This window comes from Dryocola baronae, from assembly GCF_051297175.1.
Lineage (GTDB): Bacteria > Pseudomonadota > Gammaproteobacteria > Enterobacterales > Enterobacteriaceae > Dryocola.
The window spans coordinates 1,705,694-1,721,498 of record NZ_JBINNY010000001.1; the positions used below are offsets into that span (position 1 = coordinate 1,705,694).

Sequence of the window (15,805 nt, forward strand, 5' to 3'; positions counted from 1 at the left end):
CCGTGAATAAACAAATTATGCTCAACGGCAGAGCACTCTTTTTGCCTGAAAAACATAAGATTATATCTCCAGATGGCGGTAAGCCGCCGCTTTCGTTAAGTATTCCCGCTAGCCGATGTCTGTCCTTATTAATCAGCCATCAGGGGGAGGTTATTCAGAGAGAGTATTTCTTTCGTGAAGTGTGGATCAGCAATGGTGCGCAAGTTACGAATAATACTTTTTATCAGAATATCTCTTTGTTACGGCGGGCATTTAAAGAGTTTGGCATTAACGAGGAGTATATCGTTACCGTCCCAAAGGTGGGCGTGAAGCTGGAAAATAACCTGCGCATCGAACTGCGCGAGCCGGAGGAGGTGCCCGCTTACGAACCGCCACCCCCGCCGCCGCCCGCGCCGGTGCAGGGGCAGCCGCCTGTAATCCCCCGGCGTCCCGCCAGGCGTTCGCACGCGGGTTGGGTAGCGATGGCGGCGGCAATAATAACCACCTGCGCCGCGTTTGCCTGGCTGACCTGGTCGCTAAATATGGACAAACGCTTCACCACTTTTAGCTTTCTGGCGGTGAATAACGGCTGTACCTATTATGTTAATACAGATGTTAAAGACTATGAAATTCATCGGCGGTTTATTAATGATTTCAAATTGAAATGCGATAATTTTCGTTACGTTTATTTAACAGCCTACAACAATTTTGCGCGGTTCTCGGTGATTAACTGTTTGCAGCCATTTAGCAGCTGGCGCACCAATACCTGCACGACCCATTATTACTTTACGGAGGCGTTTTATGTACAGGAGAAATAAAGCCCTTTGGTTTTTGTCGGGTATTGTGGCTATTCTCGCCAGTATTATTTCCGTTAAGGCCTATCTGTATTGGCAAAGTTCGCATTTTAGCTGCGACGGTGAGATGTACGTCCATAAAAAGGAAATGAACGCCAATTTGACGGTGAAATATGTTTTCAACGGCAATACCGGGGTTGCCCTGCTGCGCGGGGAGCTGCTGCCTGCGGGTCGGCCGCCGCAGCTGATTAATCAGAACGTATTTTTCAACGTTCAGCGTAAGGATAACGACTATTTTCTGACGTCTAAATCGGTGATGGGCGCGCCGGACGAAAGCCCGGATCCGACGCTGATGAAGATGGCGATACCGCTGTTCTATCAGCAGCCTGACGTGCAGTTTTATCTCAATATCAAGCGGTTATCGGGTAACAGCTGGCTGTTTACCACCAGCCGTACCCCGTCGCTGTTTTGCAGCAGCTGACTAGCCCAGCAGCGGGCAGTTCGGCGGCAGGCGGCAGCTGATAGCGCCCGGACGCACCTCAATGCGGAATTCACGGCCCTTCAGCGGCTCGCCGTCGAGGTTAAACGTCATCTCGTGCGGGGCGTGAATTTCAAACCACGAGGACTGCCCGTCGATCACGTTCGGGCTTTCCTCCGGGCGGGTCAGGGTGGTGAACAGCGCCGGAAGCAGCTCGTCGCCGGTGAAAATCCGCAGGTCGAGCAGCCCGTCGTTAATCAGCGCTTCCGGGCAGAGCTGCTGCCCGCCGCCGGCCTGGCGGCCGTTGCCGATGCCGATCACCAGCGCGTCGCCTTCCCAGCTGAAGTTTTCACCGCGAATTTCGCAGCGGTCGGGCTTCAGCGTGTCGATGCGCAGCAGGCCGTGAATAAAGTAGGAAACGCCGCCCAGCGCCGACTTGAGCTTTTCCGGCGTTTCGGTGGTGATGCGCGTGCCGAAGCCGCCGGTCGCCATGTTCATAAAGAAGGCCGTTTTGTTGACCTCGACCAGATCGATATCAAACGCCCGCCCGACCATCGCCAGCTGCAGCGCTTTATCTAGCTCGACCGGAATGCCGATGCTGGTCGCGAAATCGTTCGCCGTGCCCAGCGGCAAAACGCCCAGCGCCGGTCGGTTTGCCGGGTCGCGCTTCGCCAGCGCCGTGGCGACCTCGTTGATCGTCCCGTCGCCGCCGCCGGCAATCACCGTATCAACGCCGAGCGCGATGGCCTCGTCGAGATAGCGATCCGCGTCGCCGTACTCCCAGGTTACGCGGATATGCAGCGTATAACCTTCCTCGCGCATGACGTCGATTGCGCTGCGCAGTTCAGGGATGTTGGCACCCTTGCCGTTAAGGATCACGAACGTGACCGGAAACTTTTCCATGGTTAACCTCTGAATGGGAAATATTCATAAAGTGTATCGTATGAAGGGGGGATGCGAGTAGGAACTGACTGAATCGCGGGAAAAAAGAAGGCCTGCGCAAGGGAGATTGCGCAGGCCAAGGAGGTGGTTCCTGGTACAACTAGCATTTATGGGTTATGTTTTTCAGCCCGCGAATAATAACCAACTCAAGCCGAGCGGTGTGTGATCGGTTTCTAAGAATCTTCCCAGCACGAAAAAATAACCCAAATTAACTAGTTAGCGTGCGGATTGCGTGTGGTCTGACCGGCAAGATTACGCATCAGCAGCGCATAATCCAGCGACACATCCTGCGGCACAGGCATCCATACGGTGTGGCCGTCGCCGGGCGCTACGTCAATCGGCTGGGCCTTGCCGTTTTCCAGTACTTCCAGCGTGAAGGTGACGTTGCCCTGCGGGGTCATCAGCTCCAGGCTGTCGCCGAGCAGGAACTTGTTCTTCACCGCAACGGCGGCCAGGTCACCACGGCGTTCGCCGGTGAATTCACCTACGAACTGCTGGCGTTCGGAAATCGAGTGGCCGTATTCGTAGTTCTGGTGGCTTTCGTGCGTGTGGCGACGCAGGAAGCCTTCGGTGTAGCCGCGGTGCGCCAGCCCTTCGAGGGTTTGTAGCAGCGTCGGGTCAAATGGCTTGCCCGCTGCCGCATCGTCAATCGCGCGGCGATAGACCTGCGCGGTGCGCGCGCAGTAGTAGTAGGACTTGGTGCGGCCTTCAATTTTCAACGAATGCACGCCCATTTTGGTCAGGCGTTCCACGTGCTCAATGGCGCGCAGGTCTTTGGAGTTCATGATGTAGGTGCCGTGCTCGTCTTCAAAGGCGGTCATGTACTCGCCCGGACGCTTGGCTTCTTCCATCATAAAGACTTTATCAGTCGGTGCGCCGACGCCGAGGGTCGGTTCGATGTTCTGCACCGGAATCGGCTCGTGGACGTGAACGATGTTGCCCACCTCGTCCTCTTTGCCTTCTTCGACCTTGTATTCCCAGCGGCAGGCGTTGGTGCAGGTGCCCTGGTTAGGATCGCGCTTGTTGATGTAGCCAGAAAGCAGGCAGCGGCCGGAGTAGGCCATGCACAGCGCGCCGTGAACGAAGATTTCCAGCTCCATTTCCGGCACCTGCTCGCGGATTTCAGCGATCTCTTCCAGGGAAAGCTCGCGCGAGAGGATGGCGCGGGTCAGGCCCATCTGCTTCCAGAACTTTACGGTCGCCCAGTTGACGGCGTTGGCCTGCACGGACAGGTGGATATCCATTTCCGGGAAGGCTTCACGCACCAGCATGATAAGACCCGGGTCGGACATGATCAGCGCGTCTGGCCCCATGTCGATGACCGGCTTCAGGTCGCGGATAAAGGTTTTCAGCTTGGCGTTGTGCGGGGCAATGTTAACCACGACGTAGAATTTTTTGCCGAGCGCGTGGGCTTCGTTGATGCCCAGCTGCAGGTTTTCGTGGTTGAACTCATTGTTGCGCACGCGCAGGCTGTAGCGCGGCTGGCCCGCGTAGACGGCATCTGCGCCATAGGCGAAGGCGTAACGCATATTTTTCAGCGTTCCCGCCGGGGATAAAAGCTCTGGTTTAAACATGATGTTCTCGTTCTGATTTCAGGTCAGAACCGCTTCACCTGATGAAGCGGCTGGTATTCGGTGGGGTTCCCACAATTTTAGGGCGGGAATTGTAGCGCTTATTAGTTCCAGAAACCAGTTTCGGCGGGGAATGTCGGATGGCGCTTCGCTTATCCGACCTACATTTGAGCCGAAAGGATGGATGGCGCTTCGCTTATCCGACCTGCATTTGAGCCGAAAGGATGGATGGCGCTTTGCTTATCCGACCTGCATTTGAGCCGAAAGGATGGATGGCGCTTCGCTTATCCGACCTACATTTGAGCCGAAAGGATGGATGGCGCTTCGCTTATCCGACCTACATTTGAGCCGAAAGGATGGATGGCGCTTTGCTTATCCGACCTACATTTGAACCGAAGGGATGGATGGCGCTTCGCTTATCCGACCTACATTTGAGCCGTAGGGATGGATGGCGCTTTGCTTATCCGACCTGCATTTGAGCCGAAGGGATGGATGGCGCTTCGCTTATCCGACCTGCATTTGAGCCGTAGGGGGGATAAGCGCAGCGCCATCCACCAAAAAATGCTCAAGCTACGCTATTCGACAAGCGTCCGCTTCCCATCGGTAGCCCACGCCGTACACCGCGCGGATAAACGACTGCTCTTCGTCGAGCGCCTCGAGCTTGCGCCTGAGATTTTTGATGTGGCTGTCGATGGTTCGGTCGGTCACCACGCGATAATCGTCGTACAGGTGGTTGAGCAGCATTTCGCGGGAGAACACTTTACCCGGCTCGTGGGACAGGGTTTTCAGCAGGCGAAACTCGGCGGGGGTCAGGTCCAGCAGCTTTTCCCGCCAGCTTGCCTGGAAGCGGCCCTCGTCGATGATAAGCGGGCTTTCTTCACCATGCGGGATCGGCTCCAGCTGGCGCTTGCAGCGGCGCAGAATGGTTTTGACGCGGGCCACCACCTCGCGCGGGCTGAACGGCTTGCAGATATAGTCGTCCGCGCCGATTTCCAGCCCCAGCAGGCGGTCAATCTCTTCGATTTTGGCGGTCACCATCACGATCGGCACTTCCGAGAAGCGGCGGATTTCGCGGCACAGCGTCAGGCCGTCGGTGCCCGGCAGCATAAGATCGAGCAGGATCAAATTCGGCGGTGTCTGGCGCACGTAGGGCAAAACCTGGTCGCCGTGGCTGATAAGCGTCGGCGCGTAGCCCGCGGCGCGCAGATAATCGATAAGCAGCTGCCCAAGCTTGGGCTCATCTTCAACAATTAAAATGCGCGGTGCATTTTCATCAAGCGGAAAATCGGTCATACATTTCTCATTGAGTCTGATTCCAGCGGTAACTCTACTGTAATGCTAACGCCCCCTAAAGGCGAATGCCCCGCCCGGAGAGTGCCACCATGTGCAGCAACGATGTTCTGGCAAATGGACAGGCCGAGGCCGGAGCCGCCGCTCGCGCGGTTGCGGGAGCCTTCGGTGCGGTAGAAGCGGTCGAACAGCATGTTGAGCTGCTCGTCGCTAACGCCGGGCGTGCTGTCGGCGAAGGTCATGATAAAGCGCTGCTGCGTCACCTCGCCGGAAATCAGCAACTGCCCGCCTTCGTCGGTATAGCGCAGGCTGTTTTCCAGCAGGTTGTTGAACAGCTGCATCAGGCGGTCGCTGTCGCCAAAAATGGTCACGCTGTCGGGCAGCGCGAGGCGGATGGTCAGCCCCCGGGAGTCGAAGCGCTGGCGGAACGCGCCCGCCACCACTTCCAGCAGGGTGATGATATCGAGCGATTTTTTCTGGTAGGCCAGCGCGCCTTCGTCGGACAGGGAAAGCTGGTGCAGATCGTCCACCAGCTTGGTGAGCGTGGCGACCTCCATCTGGAGCGATACCACCGATTCCGGCGTGAACTTGCGCACGCCGTCCTGAATCGCCTCCAGCTCGCCGCGCAGGATCGCCAGCGGGGTGCGTAGCTCGTGGGAAATGTCCGCCATGTAGGCGCGGCGCATATTGTGGTTTTTCTCAAGCGTGCTGGCGAGCTGGTTGAAGTCCTGGCCGAGCTTGCCCAGTTCGTCCTGGCTGGTGGAGTCGACGCGGGCGGTGAAATCCCCCGCCGCCAGCCGGTGCGTGCCTTCCACCAGGCGTTTAACCGGCGCGAGCAGGCCGCGCGCCAGCAGGAAGGTGGCGGCTGCGGCGAGCAGCGTGGAGAGCGCAACGATAATCCAGCTGGTGCGGCGCTGCTGGCGGTCAAAGTTGATATCGGTGTTGCGCGTCAGCCGCTCGACCGGCGAGGCGATGACCCAGCCCGCGTTGCTGCCGTTAACTTTGATCGCGCGACGCATGCCGTCCGTTGGGACCGGGCCGCGCGGGCCGACCAGCACCTTTTGGTCCTGATCCACTACCCAAAACTGCGTGCGCCAGCCGTGCGGCGGCATGTTCGGGTTGCGCCCGTCCTCGTCGTGCTCGAAGGACTTGAGGATCTGGAACATAAAGCGGTCGTTATGGCGTAAGAACTGCCAGTTGCCGTGCAGGGCGTACTGTTCGCCCAGCGCGTCGCCGAGCATTTCCAGCCGCTGTTCGTTGCCGTGCTTGATGTAGTCGATAAAGCCGCGTTCGAAACTCAGCCGTACGCCCCAGTGCATGATCGCCAGCACCAGCAGGCAGGTAGAGAAGATGGCGAGGAATAGCTTGCCGGTGATGCCCGGTCGCCAGAGTTTCATGATTGGCTCCTTTTGCGCCGCGCGATGACGACGTTCTTAGTGGTGTCCTTGGGTACGCGGGTAAAGACCAGCGCGGGCAGGGCGATAACTACCGCCATGCTCAGATAGGTGTAGAGGAAGACGCTGTGAACGACCGGGCTGTCCGGCATGATCTGCTGGTGGCCGTACATGCCCAGCAGCATCCCGGCGACGGTAACGCCGATGCTCATCGAAAGCTGCATCACCATCGACAGCAGGCTGTTGCCGGAGCTTGCCAGATCGTCGGGTAAATCCTTCAGCGTCAGGGTGTTCATCGACGAGAAGCGCACCGAGTTCACCATCCCCTGAATAAACAGCACCACCGGCAGCAGGGTGTACCAGCCGAGCAGGGCGGTGCCCATAAACAGCAGGCTGATGACGGCAAGGCCGAGCGTCGAGGCAACCAGCACGTTGCGGTAGCCGAAGCGGTTGACGACCTGCACCACGATGCGCTTCATGCCCATGCTGCCGAGCACCATGGGGATCATCATCAGGCCCGCGTGGAACGGCGAGAAGCCGAGGCCGATTTGCAGGAATACCGGCGTCATAAACGGCAGCATGCCGCTGCCGACGCGGCCGCAGAAGCTGCCGAACAGGCCGAGGGAGAAGGTTTTGGTGTCAAACAGGCTAAGCCGGAACAGCGCGTTGTCGTTTTTTCGCGCGTGCCAGAGATAAAGCAGAATCGCCAGCACGCCGCCGCCGACCAGCCCGCCCTGGGCAAGCGCGGAAATCCCTAGCCCCTTTTGCCCGTCAAGCGCGATGGTCAGCGCCGCCATGCCGAACGCCAGCAGCACAAAACCCGCCATATCGAAACGGCGGGTTTGCATGGTGTAGTTCGGCATCAGCCACAGCGTGGCAATAGCACCGACGATGCCCACCGGCAGGTTTATCAGGAAGATCCAGTGCCATGAGGCGTATTCGACCAGGATGCCGCCCAGCGCCGGGCCTAGCAGCGGGCCTATCTGGCCGGGAAGCGTGACGAAGGTCATCGCCGCCATGTACTGCTCGCGCGGGACGATTTTCATCACCGTCAGCCTGCCGACCGGCACCATCATCGCGCCGCCGATGCCCTGCACCACGCGGGCCATAATCAGTTCGTCGAGCGTCGAGGCGTGGGCGCAGAACAGCGAGCCGATGGTGAACAGCACGATGGCGGTGAAGAAGATATTGCGTACGCCGATGCGATCGGCCAGCCAGCCGCTCGCGGGGAGCATCACCGCCACGGTCAGCACGTAGGAGACAATGACCGAATGCATATGCAGCGGACTTTCTCCGAGGCTTGCCGCCATCGACGGGAGGGCGGTGTTGACAATGGTGGTGTCCAGCGACTGCATAAAGAAGCCGAAGGCGACAATCCACAGTTGCCAGCGCACGGCGGCGGGCAGGTCGGTCATTTAATATCCTTCATAATTGAAGCTACAGCGGCGTTGCTGCGCTCCCTCACCTGAATCACTTACTTGAGTAAGCTCATCGGGACTCACTCACTTGCGGCCTTGCTGTAACTCCAATTATTTTGGATATTCCAGAGATGCGGCACGATTAATGTTACGACTAAACCTTAAGGCTTGTAGGTCGGGCAAGCGCAGCGCCCCGACGTTTCCGGTGGATGGCGCTGGCGCTTATCCACCCACAAACTTACGCCGTTTCCTCACGGAGCTTAAGGCTTGTAGGTCGGGCAAGCGTAGCGCCCCCGACATTATTTGGTGGATGGCGCTGGCGCTTATCCACCCTACAAACGTATCCACCTACAAACTTACGCCGTTTCCTCACGGGGCTTATGGCTTGTAGGTCGGGCAAGCGTAGCGCCCCCGACATTATTTGGTGGATGGCGCTGGCGCTTATCCACCCTACAAACTTATTCATCCGCAAGCTTACGCCGTTGCTTCACGGTGCCTGCGGCTAAACCTTAAGCGTAAACGGTCAAAGAACAGATACACAACCGGCGTGGTGTACAGCGTCAGCAGCTGGCTGACCACCAGCCCGCCGACGATGGTAATCCCCAGCGGCTGGCGCAATTCGGCGCCGTCGCCGCTGGTCAGCACCAGCGGCAGCGCGCCAAACAGCGCCGCGAGCGTGGTCATCATAATCGGCCGGAAGCGCAGCAGACAGGCCTGAAAGATGGCTTCCTCCGGCGTCAGGCTGCCGTTGCGCTGGGCGTCTATCGCGAAGTCCACCATCATAATGGCGTTCTTTTTGACGATGCCGATTAACAGCATGATGCCGATCAGCGCAATCAGGCTAAACGGCGCGCCGAACAGCTCCAGCGCCAGCAGCGCGCCCACGCCTGCGGAAGGCAGCGTCGAGAGAATCGTCAGCGGGTGAACGTAGCTCTCGTACAAAATCCCCAGCACGATGTAGACCGTGGCGATGGCGGCGATAATCAATATCACCTGGGATTTCATCGTGTCCTGGAACACCTGCGCCGTGCCCGCGTAGCTGCCGCGCACCGTCGACGGCACGCCAAGCGACGTCATAGTGCGGTCGATGGCCTCGCTGGCCTCGCTCAGGGAAACGCCGGTCGGCAGGTTGAAAGATATCGTCGAGGCGGCGGAAAGGCCCTGATGGTTCACCGCAAGCGGCGCGTTTGCAGGCTGCCACTTCGCAAAGTAGGACAGCGGAATCGGCCTGCCTTCAGCGTTGGTGACGAACATTTGGTCAAGCGCGCTGATGTCTTGGGTGTAGCGCGGATCGACCTCCATCACCACCTTATACTGGTTAAGCGGCTGGTAAATGGTCGAAATCTGCCGCTGGCCGAAGGCGTTATTCAGCAGACTGTTGGCATCGCTGACGCTAATCCCCAGCCGGGACATGGTTTCACGGTCGTAGACAAGATCCATTTCCGCGCCGTTGTCCTGCTGGTCTGAGTTAACGTCCGCGAGCTGCGGCAGTTTGGCAAACGCCTGGCGAATTTTCGGCTCCCAGGTGCGCAGGTCGGCCAGGCTATCGGACAGCAGCGTGTACTGGTAGCTGGCGTTGGCCTGCCGCCCGCCGACGCGAATATCCTGTACCGCCATCAGAAACAGGCTCGCCCCCGGCTCTTTTGCCAGCGCCTTACGCAGCCGGTCGATAACCTGCTGCGCGGTTTCCGTGCGTTCGCCAAGCGGCTTCAGGGAGATGAACATCATGCCGCTGTTGACGCGCGAGCCGCCGGTGAAGCCGGTGACGTTATCCACCGCCGGGTCTTCACGGATAATCTTCATAAAGTCCTGCAGCTTGCCGCGCATCGCCTGGAAGGAGATGCTCTGGTCGGCCTGAATGTTGCCCATCAGCCGCCCGGTGTCCTGCTCCGGGAAGAAGGTTTTCGGGATGGCGATATACAGCCAGACGTTCAGCGCAATGGTGGCAATCAGCACCAGGCCCACCAGCTTCGCGTGGCCTAACACCCAGCGCAGCGAGCGGGCGTAGCCTTCCTGCATCGCAACCAGCACGCGGCCAAATCCGCGCCTGCGGTTCGGGCTATGCTGCGGTTTGTTTTTCAGCAGCCAGCCGCACATCATCGGCGTTAGGGTCAGCGACACCACAAGCGAGATGCCGATGGCGACGGACAGCGTGACGGCAAACTCTTTAAACAGGCGGCCCGGCAGGCCGCCCATCAGCAGCAGCGGCAGGAAAACCGCCACCAGCGACAGGCTCATGGAAAGCACGGTGAAGCCGACCTCGCGCACCCCTTGCAGCGCCGCCTGCAGCGGTTTAACGCCCGCCTCAATGTGGCGTGAAATGTTTTCCAGCACCACAATCGCGTCGTCCACCACGAAGCCGGTGGCGATGGTCAGCGCCATCAGCGACAGGTTGTTAAGGCTAAAGCCGCACAGGTACATGGCGATAAAGGTGCCGATCAGCGACACCGGCACCGCGACGGCGGGAATCAGCGTGGCGCGGCCCGAGCGCAGGAACACGAACACCACCAGAATCACCAGCGCGACGGAAATCACCAGCGACTGTTCGACCTCCGCAAGGGACGCGCGAATGGTCGGCGAGCGGTCCTGCGCCACCTGCAAATCAATGGACGCGGGGATGGTTTCCCGCAGCTCCGGCAGCTTTTCGCGGATCCTGTCCACCGTTTCGATGATGTTCGCTTCCTGGGATTTGCGGATCATCAGCAAAATCGCCGGCTTGGCGTTGGTCATCCCGGCGTTGCGCACGTCCTGCACCGAATCGGTGACGTTCGCCACGTCCTTGAGCTGCACCGCGCCGCCGTTGTTGTAATGCACGATGAGCGGCTGATATTCCGCTGCGGTTTTCAGCTCGTCGTTGGTCTGCACCTGCCAGCGGCGCGTGCTGTCGTCGATTGCACCCTGCGGACGGCGCACGTTGGCGCTGTCGATGGCGGTGCGCACCGCGTCAAGCGAAACGCCCTGGTTGAACAGCGCCTGCGGGTTAAGGTCGACGCGTACCGCCGGGAGCGAGCTGCCGCCGACGTCCACGTCGCCCACGCCGTCGATTTGCGCGACGGTTTGCGCAAGCTGGGTGGAGGCGAAATCGTAAAGCTGGCCCTGGGAGAGGGTGTCCGAGGTGAGCGTCAGGATCATGATTGGCGCGTCGGACGGGTTGGCCTTGCGGTAGGTCGGGCGGCTTGGCATGCCGCTTGGCAGCAGGCTTTGCGCGGCGTTAATCGCCGCCTGCACGTCGCGCGCGGCGCCGTTGATATCGCGGTCGAAGTTAAACTCCATGATAATGCGCGTGCTGCCGAGCGAGCTTGACGACGTCATTTCCGTGACGCCCGCAATGCGCCCCAGCGCCCGCTCAAGCGGCGTGGCCACCGATGAGGCCATGGTTTCCGGCGACGCGCCGGGCAGCGAGGCGCTGATCATGATCACCGGGAAATCAACCTGCGGCAGCGGGGCTACCGGCAACAGGCGGAACCCGAGCACGCCGCACAGCGTAATGGCGATGGTCAATAGGATCGTCGCCACCGGGCGGTAGATAAAGAGGGCGAAGAATTTCACTGTACTTCTTCCTCGCGCTTGCCGAAGCGGCCGCGGGCGTAGTGCGACAGGCGGTCAAACAGCAGGTAGATAACCGGCGTGGTGAACAGCGTTAAGACCTGGCTGACCATCAGCCCACCGACCATGCCGATGCCCAGCGGACGGCGCAGCTCGGCGCCCACGCCGGTGGATAACATCAGCGGCAGCGCGCCGAGCAGGGCGGCAAGCGTGGTCATCAGGATCGGGCGGAAGCGCAGCAGGCAGGCCTGGTAAATCGCCTCATACGGCGACATGCCCTGTTCGCGTTCGGCGGCGAGCGCGAAGTCGATCATCATGATGGCGTTTTTCTTCACGATGCCGATGAGCAGAATAATGCCGATGATGGCGATCACGTCCAGCTCCGCCCCGGCGAGCATAAGCGCCAGCAGCGCGCCAACGCCCGCTGTGGGCAGCGTTGAAAGGATGGTAATCGGGTGGATAAAGCTTTCGTACAGCACGCCGAGCACGATGTACATCGCCACCACCGAGGCGATAATCAGCCAGATGGTGCTGCCGAGCGCGGCCTGGAAGGCGAGGGTGCTGCCCTGGAACTGGGTGGTGATGTCCGACGGCAGCGACAGCGCATTTTCCGCAGCGGTAATCGACTGCACCGCCTCGCCCAGCGAGTAGTCGTCCGGGACGTTAAACGAGATGGTGGTCGACGGGAACTGGTCGAGATGGTTCACCGACAGCGGCGCGAAGCGCTGTTCGACTTTGGCAATCGCGCCGAGCGGCACGGTGCCGCCGTCGGTTGAGGCGAGGCGAATATTGTCCAGCGCGCTTAGGCCCGGCGTGGTGCTGGTATCGTGTTCAAGCACTACGCGATACTGGTTTGCCTGGGTGTAAATAGTCGAAATCAGACGCTGGCCGAAGGCGTTATACAGCGCGTTATCCACGTCGGACATGGAGATGCCGAGGCGGCTGGCGCTGGCGCGTTCGACGTTGACATAGGCGACCAGGCCCAGGTCCTGCCAGTCGCTGCTGACGTCTGCCAGCTGCGGCAGGGTTTGCAGCTTGTCCATCAGCTGCGGCACCCAGGTGCTCAGCTCGTCAAGCGAGGTGGCCTGTAGGGTGAACTGATACTGCGTGCGGCTGACGGTGGTATCAATGGTTAAATCCTGAATCGGCTGGAGGTAAAGCTGCACGCCGGGCACGTTCGCCACGTCGGTTTGCAGGCGTTCGATAACGGCCTTAATGCGGTCGTCGCGGTCGCTCAGCGGCTTAAGGTTTATCTGCAGGCGGGCGCTGTTCAGCGCCGGGTTGGTGCCGTCTACGCCTACGAACGACGTCAGGCTTTCTACCGCCGGGTCTTTCAGAATCACGTCGGCGACCTGCCGCTGGCGCTGGGCCATGCTGGCAAATGACACGGACTGCGGCGCCTGAAGCGTGCCCTGAATAATGCCGTTGTCCTGTATCGGGAAGAAGCCTTTGGGAATGAAAATCCACAGCACGACGGTCAGCGCCAGGGTGCCGAACGCGACGCCTAAGGTTAGCCACGGGTGATTAAGCACTTTTTTTAGCATGCGCCCGTAGGCGGCGATAACCCGCTCGAAGAAGCGTTCGCTCGCCCGCGAGAAGCGGTTCTGTTTGCGTAACGACTCGTGGCTTAGCATGCGCGCGCACATCATCGGCGTCAGCGTCAGGGAAACGATGGCGGAAATCAGGATCGCTATGGCGAGCGTGACGGCAAACTCGCGGAACAGGCGGCCCACGATATCGCCCATAAACAGCAGCGGGATCAGCACCGCGATAAGCGACAGGGTCAGTGAGATGATGGTAAAGCCGATTTCGCCCGCGCCCTTAAGCGCCGCGGCCAGCGGCTTTTCGCCCTTTTCGATATAGCGCGAGATGTTTTCGATAACCACGATCGCGTCGTCCACCACGAAGCCGGTGGCGATGGTCAGCGCCATCAGCGTCAGGTTGTTGATCGAAAAATCGAGGAACACCATCACCGCAAAGGTGCCGACCAGCGAGAGCGGTACGGCGACGGCGGGGATAATGGTCGCCGGGACGTTGCGCAGGAAGACGTAAATAATCATCACCACCAGCGCGATGGCGAGCATCAGCTCGAACTGGGTGTCGGTGACCGAGGCGCGAATGTTGGTGGTGCGGTCGCTCAGCAGCTTTACCTCAACCGATTTCGGCAGGCTGGCGGTGAGCGTGGGGAGCATTTGGCGAATGCTGTCGGCGGTGTCGATGATGTTTGCGCCCGGCTGGCGCTGCACGTTCATCACAATCGCCTGCTGCCTGTTGGCCCACGCGCCGAGCCAGGCGTTTTCCGCACCTTGTTCAACCGTTGCCACGTCGCCCAGGCGCACGGGCGCGCCGTCCTTATAGGCGATAATCAGGCGGCGATATTCTTCCGCCGACTGCATCTGGTCGTTGGCGGAAAGCGTGACGGCGCGCTCCGGGCCATCAAGGCTGCCTTTCGCAGAGTTGACGTTGGCGCTGGTGATGGCGGTGCGCACCGTTTCGCTGGTCAGGCCCAGGGCGGCAATGGCCGGGGCGTTAAGCTTGACGCGCACCGCAGGGCGCTGCCCGCCCGCAAGCGTTACCAGCCCGACGCCGGAAACCTGGGAGATTTTCTGCGCCACGCGCGTTTCCACCATATCTTCGACCTGGGTCATCGGGATGGCGGTGGAGGTGACCGCGAGGGTCATAATCGGCGGATCCGCCGGATTCACCTTGCTGTAAACCGGCGGATTAGGCAGGTCGGACGGCAGCAGGTTAGTGGCGGCATTGATTGCCGCCTGCACCTCCTGCTCGGCGACGTCCAGCGGCAGGGTAAGCTGGAACTGTAGCGTGACGACGGAAGCGCCGCCCGCGCTCTGCGAGGACATCTGCTTGAGGCCCGACATCTGCCCGAACTGGCGTTCCAGCGGGGCGGTGATTGCCGAGGTCACGACGTCCGGGCTTGCGCCGGGGTAGAGCGTCACCACCTGAATCGTCGGGTAGTCTACTTCCGGGAGCGCGGATACCGGCAGGAAGCGGTAGCCGATAATCCCCGCCAGCAGGATAGCCAGCATCAGCAGCGTCGTGGCAACCGGGCGGAGAATAAACAGGCGGGACGGCCCGCCGGTGGCGCTGGGAGGCAAGACCTGCATCAGGATTTCGCTCCGCTACGGCGGTGGGCAGGCTTCTCGTCGGCTTTCTCTTCTGGCGCGCTGGCGGCGGCGGTCTGCGCTTCCACCACTTCAACCTTCGCGCCTTCGGTCAGGCGGTCGATGCCGTCGGTAACCACGCGGTCGCCCGCCGAAAGCCCGGCGGTAATCACCACTTTTTGGCTGTCCTGAATGCCGGTGGTTACCAGGTGCTTGCTGACTTTGCTCTCGGCGTTCAGCACCCAGACGAAGCTGCCCTCGTTGCCCATTTGCAGGGCGGCGGTCGGGATGACCACGGCGTTTTGCTGGGTGTCGACCAGCATGCGCGCGTTGACGAACTGGTTGGGGAACAGCGCGTCGTCTTCGTTATTAAAGCGCGCCTTGAGCCTGATGGTGCCGGTGGTGGCATCAATCTGATTATCGAGGCTCAGCAGGCTGCCGGTGCTGAGCTTCTGCTTATTGGTGCGGTCCCACGCCTCGACGCTCAGCGCGTTGCCCGCCTTTTGCGCCTTCACCACGGTGGCGATTTCGCTTTCCGGCAGCGTGAAGATTAAATCTATGGGATGGGTTTGGGTCAGCACCACGATACCGGTGGTGTCGCCGCTGGATATTTGGTTGCCGACGTCGACCTGCTTGAGGCCCACGCGCCCGTCGATAGGCGCGGTGATGCGGCTCCAGTCGAGCTGAAGCTGCGCGCTGGCAACGGACGCCTCGTCCGCTTTGACCGTACCGGCGGATTCGTTAACCAGCGCCTGCTGGGCGTCCATTTCCTGGCGGGAAACGAGGTTGGTTTTCACCAGCTGCTGATAGCGCGCAAGGTCCCGGCGGGCGTTTGCGAGGGTGGCCTGGTCTTTGGCAAGCTGCCCCTGCGCCTGGGCCAGCGCAACCTTGAACTGGCTCGGATCGATTTCGGCCAGCAGATCGCCCGCTTTAACCTGTTGACCTTCCTGGAAATGAATGGCTAACAGCTGGCCGTCAACGCGACTGCGAACCGTGACGGTGTTCGCTGCGGTAATCGTCCCCAACCCGGTGAGATAACGTGGTACGGATTCGCTGGTTGCCGTAGCCGCCTGAACCGGCGCAAGGGCACCGCCGCGCATGCCGTGACGGCCTCCCGCCGGCGGCTGCTGGGCGGATTTCTGCGTTTCCTGACCGCCGGTGGCGCTGCTGCGCCAAAAATAGACGGCGGCCACGGCAACGATAGCGACCCCGGCAATCCACAGCCAGCGGGGAGTGTGCGAACCTTTCATATGTTTACGTCTTCTCTTCCT

Annotated in this window: 10 protein-coding genes; 2 read left to right on the top strand and 8 right to left on the bottom strand. The window is 60.3% G+C overall.

Translation table 11 applies throughout. The features are described 5' to 3' along the window. Window positions 1-2 precede the first annotated feature (2 nt). A complete protein-coding gene (locus tag ACSPHG_RS07965) occupies window positions 3-797 on the top strand; it encodes a winged helix-turn-helix domain-containing protein (RefSeq protein ID WP_435952947.1) in 795 nt (264 codons plus the stop codon). Next, window positions 781-1,254, top strand: a complete 474-nt coding sequence (locus ACSPHG_RS07970) for a YqeJ family protein (protein WP_435952948.1) — start codon at window positions 781-783, stop codon at window positions 1,252-1,254. Before ACSPHG_RS07965 ends, ACSPHG_RS07970 begins: the two co-directional genes overlap by 17 nt. On the opposite strand, the gene yegS is transcribed toward ACSPHG_RS07970, so the two are convergent. The 8 genes from yegS to ACSPHG_RS08010 form a co-directional block, all read right to left on the bottom strand. Beyond that, window positions 1,255-2,154, bottom strand: a complete 900-nt coding sequence (gene yegS, locus ACSPHG_RS07975; protein ID WP_435952949.1) for a lipid kinase YegS — start codon at window positions 2,152-2,154, stop codon at window positions 1,255-1,257. A 251-nt stretch (window positions 2,155-2,405) separates the two neighbouring features. Then, window positions 2,406-3,767 (bottom strand): prephenate-dependent tRNA uridine(34) hydroxylase TrhP, encoded by a 1,362-nt coding sequence (gene trhP, locus ACSPHG_RS07980; protein ID WP_435952950.1) that lies wholly within the window; start codon window positions 3,765-3,767, stop codon window positions 2,406-2,408. 567 nt (window positions 3,768-4,334) lie between these two features. After that, on the bottom strand, window positions 4,335-5,057 hold the full coding sequence (gene baeR, locus ACSPHG_RS07985) for an envelope stress response regulator BaeR (RefSeq protein ID WP_435952951.1): 723 nt from the start codon (window positions 5,055-5,057) through the stop codon (window positions 4,335-4,337). Further along, complete coding sequence (gene baeS, locus ACSPHG_RS07990) at window positions 5,054-6,451, bottom strand: envelope stress sensor histidine kinase BaeS (protein WP_435952952.1); 1,398 nt, start codon at window positions 6,449-6,451, stop codon at window positions 5,054-5,056. Before baeS ends, baeR begins: the two co-directional genes overlap by 4 nt. Next, the gene (locus tag ACSPHG_RS07995) at window positions 6,448-7,863 is read right to left on the bottom strand and encodes an MFS transporter (protein ID WP_435952953.1); all 1,416 of its coding nucleotides are present in this window, start codon (window positions 7,861-7,863) and stop codon (window positions 6,448-6,450) included. The genes baeS and ACSPHG_RS07995 overlap by 4 nt, the downstream gene beginning before the upstream one ends. Window positions 7,864-8,340: 477 nt before the next feature. Next, window positions 8,341-11,415, bottom strand: a complete 3,075-nt coding sequence (mdtC, locus tag ACSPHG_RS08000) for a multidrug efflux RND transporter permease subunit MdtC (protein ID WP_435952954.1) — start codon at window positions 11,413-11,415, stop codon at window positions 8,341-8,343. Further along, window positions 11,412-14,537: an MdtB/MuxB family multidrug efflux RND transporter permease subunit gene (locus tag ACSPHG_RS08005; protein ID WP_435952955.1), complete on the bottom strand. Its 3,126-nt coding sequence runs from the start codon at window positions 14,535-14,537 to the stop codon at window positions 11,412-11,414. Before ACSPHG_RS08005 ends, mdtC begins: the two co-directional genes overlap by 4 nt. Next, a complete protein-coding gene (locus ACSPHG_RS08010; protein WP_435952956.1) occupies window positions 14,537-15,784 on the bottom strand; it encodes an MdtA/MuxA family multidrug efflux RND transporter periplasmic adaptor subunit in 1,248 nt (415 codons plus the stop codon). The genes ACSPHG_RS08005 and ACSPHG_RS08010 overlap by 1 nt, the downstream gene beginning before the upstream one ends. Between the last annotated feature and the right edge of the window lie 21 nt (window positions 15,785-15,805).

Excerpts from the sequence above, each read along its gene's own strand:
- yegS (WP_435952949.1), bottom strand. The coding sequence starts at position 2,154 with ATGGAAAAGTTTCCGGTCACGTTCGTGATCCTTAACGGCAAGGGTGCC.
- ACSPHG_RS07970 (WP_435952948.1), top strand. The coding sequence starts at position 781 with ATGTACAGGAGAAATAAAGCCCTTTGGTTTTTGTCGGGTATTGTGGCT.
- ACSPHG_RS08010 (WP_435952956.1), bottom strand. The coding sequence starts at position 15,784 with ATGAAAGGTTCGCACACTCCCCGCTGGCTGTGGATTGCCGGGGTCGCT.
- ACSPHG_RS08005 (WP_435952955.1), bottom strand. The coding sequence starts at position 14,537 with ATGCAGGTCTTGCCTCCCAGCGCCACCGGCGGGCCGTCCCGCCTGTTT.
- baeS (WP_435952952.1), bottom strand. The coding sequence starts at position 6,451 with ATGAAACTCTGGCGACCGGGCATCACCGGCAAGCTATTCCTCGCCATC.
- baeR (WP_435952951.1), bottom strand. The coding sequence starts at position 5,057 with ATGACCGATTTTCCGCTTGATGAAAATGCACCGCGCATTTTAATTGTT.
- ACSPHG_RS07995 (WP_435952953.1), bottom strand. The coding sequence starts at position 7,863 with ATGACCGACCTGCCCGCCGCCGTGCGCTGGCAACTGTGGATTGTCGCC.
- trhP (WP_435952950.1), bottom strand. The coding sequence starts at position 3,767 with ATGTTTAAACCAGAGCTTTTATCCCCGGCGGGAACGCTGAAAAATATG.